This window comes from Nocardia farcinica, assembly GCF_029867845.1.
In the GTDB taxonomy this organism is placed as follows: domain Bacteria; phylum Actinomycetota; class Actinomycetes; order Mycobacteriales; family Mycobacteriaceae; genus Nocardia; species Nocardia farcinica_A.
Genome location: NZ_JARWRU010000519.1, coordinates 1 through 3,734, shown reverse-complemented (window position 1 = coordinate 3,734; position 3,734 = coordinate 1). Strand labels below are relative to the sequence as shown.

Below are 3,734 nucleotides of genomic sequence, written 5' to 3'. Positions count from 1 at the left end.
CCCCCCCGGGGGGGCCCCCCGCGGGGCCTCGTCGTGGTTATCGTCAGCCGCGACCTGTGCGCGGCCGTGCGGCGCGGACCTAGTCGAGATAGTCGCGCAGCACCTGCGAGCGGCTCGGGTGGCGCAGCTTGCTCATCGTCTTGGATTCGATCTGGCGGATGCGCTCTCGGGTCACGCCGTAGACCTGGCCGATCTCGTCCAGGGTGCGCGGCTGGCCGTCGGTGAGGCCGAAGCGCAGCCGCACCACACCCGCCTCGCGCTCGGACAGTGTCTCCAGCACCGACTGCAGCTGGTCCTGCAACAGGGTGAAGCTCACCGCGTCGACCGCGACGACGGCCTCGGAATCCTCGATGAAATCACCGAGCTGGCTGTCGCCCTCGTCGCCGATGGTCTGGTCCAGCGAGATCGGCTCACGCGCGTACTGCTGGATCTCGAGGACCTTCTCCGGGGTGATGTCCATTTCCTTGGCCAGCTCCTCCGGGGTCGGCTCGCGGCCGAGATCCTGGAGCAGCTCGCGCTGGATGCGACCGAGCTTGTTGATGACCTCCACCATGTGCACCGGGATGCGGATGGTGCGGGCCTGGTCGGCCATCGCGCGGGTGATCGCCTGACGGATCCACCAGGTGGCGTAGGTCGAGAACTTGTAGCCCTTGGTGTAGTCGAACTTCTCCACCGCGCGGATCAGACCCAGGTTGCCCTCCTGGATCAGGTCGAGGAACGCCATGCCGCGCCCGGTGTAGCGCTTGGCCAGCGAGACCACCAGACGCAGGTTGGCCTCGAGCAGGTGGTTCTTGGCTCGGTTGCCGTCGCGGATGATCCAGTTGTAGTCGCGGCGCATCGCGACCGGCAGCTTCTCGCCGCTCTCGGCGAACTCGCGCATCTTCTCGGCCGCGTACAGGCCCGCCTCGATGCGCTTGGCGAGTTCGACCTCCTCCTCGGCGTTGAGCAGCGCGACCTTGCCGATCTGCTTGAGGTAGGCGCGGACCGAGTCGGCCGACGCGGTCAGCTCGGCGTCCTTGCGGGCCTGCCGCAGGGCCTCGGATTCCTCCTCGTCCCAGACGAAATCGCCGGAGGCCTTGTCGGCGGCGCTCGGCTCCTCGTCCTCCTCGTCGTCGGCGGCGGCCTCGACCAGCTCGCCCTCCTCGGCCAGGTCGGTCTCGTCGACCTCGATGTCGTCGAGATCGGCCAGATCGATGGCGTCGTCGTCGAGCGCCTCGTCGGAGCCGGGCTCGCCGTCGGGGCCCGCCTTCTTGGTGGAAGCCTTCTTCGCCGTCGCCTTCTTGGCGGTGGCCTTGGTGGCCTTGGTGGCCTTGGTGGCTTTGGTGGCCTTGGCGGCCTTCTTGGCAGGCGCCTTCTTGGCGTCGGCCTTCTTGGCCGGTGCCTTCTTGGCGGCAGCCTTGCGAACCGGCCGAGCTGCGGTGGGGTCTTCGGAGTCGGCGTCGGCCGAACCGGCGGTCTGACGGGTCGTGGCTACCACGTACGCCCTTTCGTGACGGTCTCGTGCGGCGTCACGCCAGAGTAGTGTTCCGGCGGAGCGGTCTGTCGGGTTTCACCGGCGGAAGGCCGGTCGGGCTCCGGCTCACCGCCGGGCATGTTCCATTGTAACTATCCGACCAGGGTACTCACGGCACGATGCCGCCTTCCCGCGCGCCGGTCCCCGGCCGGGTCCGCCCGGCGTGCGCAGGTCAGGGCGTCAGATGCCCCTGGATCGCCATCGCCGCGCCGACGATTCCCGCGGTGTTGCGCAGCCGCGCGGCGACCACAGGAGTCCGGTTGGTGAGCAACGGAATCCAGCGATCGGCGTCGCGGCTGATGCCGCCGCCGGCGACGATCACATTCGGCCAGAACAGGTCCTCGAGCCCGGACAGCACGGTGGACACCTCAACGGCCCACTGCTCGTAGCTCAGGCCGAGCCGGTCCTTCACCGAGGCGGCGGCGCGGTGTTCGGCCTCCATCCCGCCGATCTCGAGGTGACCGAGCTCGGAGTTGGGCACGAGGGTGCCGTTGTAGAGCAGCGCCGATCCGATGCCGGTGCCGAAGGTCAGCAACAGCACGAGACCGCGGTGTTCGGCGGCCGCGCCGTAACGGTCCTCGGCCAGCCCGGCGGCGTCCGCGTCGTTGAGCACGGTCACCTCCCGGCCGCCGAGGGCATCGGAGAACAGTGCCCGCGCGTCCACGCCGATCCAGCTCTTGTCGATGTTGGCGGCGGTGCGCACGACGCCGTCGAGCACCACCGAGGGCATGGTGACGCCCACCGGACCGTCCCAGCCCGCCTCGGCCACCAGGCGGGCGGTGGTCGCCGCGACGGCTTCCGGGGTCGCCGGGCGCGGTGTGGCGATCTTGACGCGCTCGTGCACCAACTCGCCGGTGGTCAGGTCGACCGCGGCGCCCTTCACCCCGCTGCCACCGATATCGATGCCGAATGCGTGCCCCGGAGCGGACATGGCAACCCCTCGTTCTGCGTAGCCGACCGTTGTAGTGACAGGCGATTATGTCCGATGCCCGGCTGTGGTGTCGTATCGCACGCGACAACGGGCGTCCGGTCCGTCCGGCTGGGCCCGTGCCCGGCCTGCGCAGCCGATGAGACGGCGCCGCACGGATCTGTGGTAGCGATGGAGACGTGCCGCACTCCACCGGATCAGCCACCGAGAGATCAGCCGAGACACCCGCCGCCAGGGTGTCCGCACCCGAGGACGTCGTCGCCGAGCTGCGGCGCACGGCGACCGAACTCGCCGAACGCGCCGCCGCGCACGTGCGTGCCCGCCGCCCCGAGGTCTTCGGCGCGGGCAACGGCAACGGTGGCGGGGACGGCAGCGGCGAGCAGGGGAGTGCCGCCTCGGTGCGCACCAAGAGCCATGCCACCGATCCGGTGACCGTGGTCGACACCGAATCCGAGGAACTGATCCGCGCGTTGCTCGCCGAACGGCGGCCCGGCGAGGCGATCCTCGGTGAGGAGGGCGGCGGCAGCCTGGCCGGGGACGACGACGTGACCTGGGTGGTCGATCCCATCGACGGGACGGTCAACTTCCTCTACGGCGTGCCCGGCTACGCCGTCTCGGTCGCGGCCCTGCGCGGCGGACGGCCCCTGGCCGGCGCGGTCGTCGACGTGGCGCACGGGATCACCTACAGCGCCGGACTCGGCGCGGGCGCGACGGCCGCCCATCCCGACGGCACGATCGAACGGCTGCGTTGCTCGGACGCCGCGGAACTGGAACTCACCCTCGTGGCAACGGGTTTCGCCTACGGCCGCGCCAGGCGCGCCAGGCAGGCCGAGATCATCGCCGAGGTGCTGCCGCGCATCCGCGACATCCGCCGCTTCGGCGCGGCCGCGCTGGACCTGTGCCATGTGGCGACCGGCCGCGTGGACGCCTACTTCGAGCACGGACTGCATCCCTGGGACTGGGGCGCCGGCGCGCTGATCGCCGAGGAGGCGGGCGCCGTGCTCACCCTGCCGCCCGCCACGCACACCGGCGCGCAGGGCGATCTGGTGGTCGCCGCGGCGCCGGGGATCGCCGAACAACTGCTCGCGGTGCTCGACGCGGCGGGTGCGCGCGAGGCGATCCCGGACAGCTAGCCCGACGGCCGGGCCCGCGGGGCCGCGATGGTGCGGAAACGGCCGAGGCCCCGCCGCGAACGGGGGGCGCGGCCCCCCTGGGGGGGGGGCGCCCGCGGGGGCGGGGGCGGGGTAGGGCGCGGGCGCAGCCGTGGGCGGTGCGAGCCCCCCCCCAAAAATA

Annotated in this window: 3 protein-coding genes; 1 reads left to right on the top strand and 2 read right to left on the bottom strand. The window is 71.4% G+C overall.

Features of this window, described 5'->3' with window-relative positions; genetic code table 11:
* Window positions 1–79: 79 nt before the first annotated feature.
* Together QH283_RS11290 and ppgK are read right to left on the bottom strand one after the other, a co-directional pair.
* Entirely contained in the window at window positions 80–1,477 is a 1,398-nt protein-coding gene (locus QH283_RS11290; RefSeq protein WP_280502962.1) for an RNA polymerase sigma factor, read from the bottom strand.
* Window positions 1,478–1,685: 208 nt separating this feature from the next.
* Window positions 1,686–2,444, bottom strand: a complete 759-nt coding sequence (gene ppgK, locus QH283_RS11285; protein ID WP_280502961.1) for a polyphosphate--glucose phosphotransferase — start codon at window positions 2,442–2,444, stop codon at window positions 1,686–1,688.
* A gap of 233 nt (window positions 2,445–2,677) precedes the next feature.
* Here ppgK and QH283_RS11280 point away from each other — a divergent pair, with 233 nt between their 5' ends.
* Entirely contained in the window at window positions 2,678–3,574 is an 897-nt protein-coding gene (locus QH283_RS11280; RefSeq protein ID WP_280502960.1) for an inositol monophosphatase family protein, read from the top strand.
* Window positions 3,575–3,734: the final 160 nt, after the last annotated feature.

Bases quoted from the DNA above. Each gene is read 5' to 3' on its own strand.
- ppgK (WP_280502961.1), bottom strand. From the start codon at position 2,444: ATGTCCGCTCCGGGGCACGCATTCGGCATCGATATCGGTGGCAGCGGG.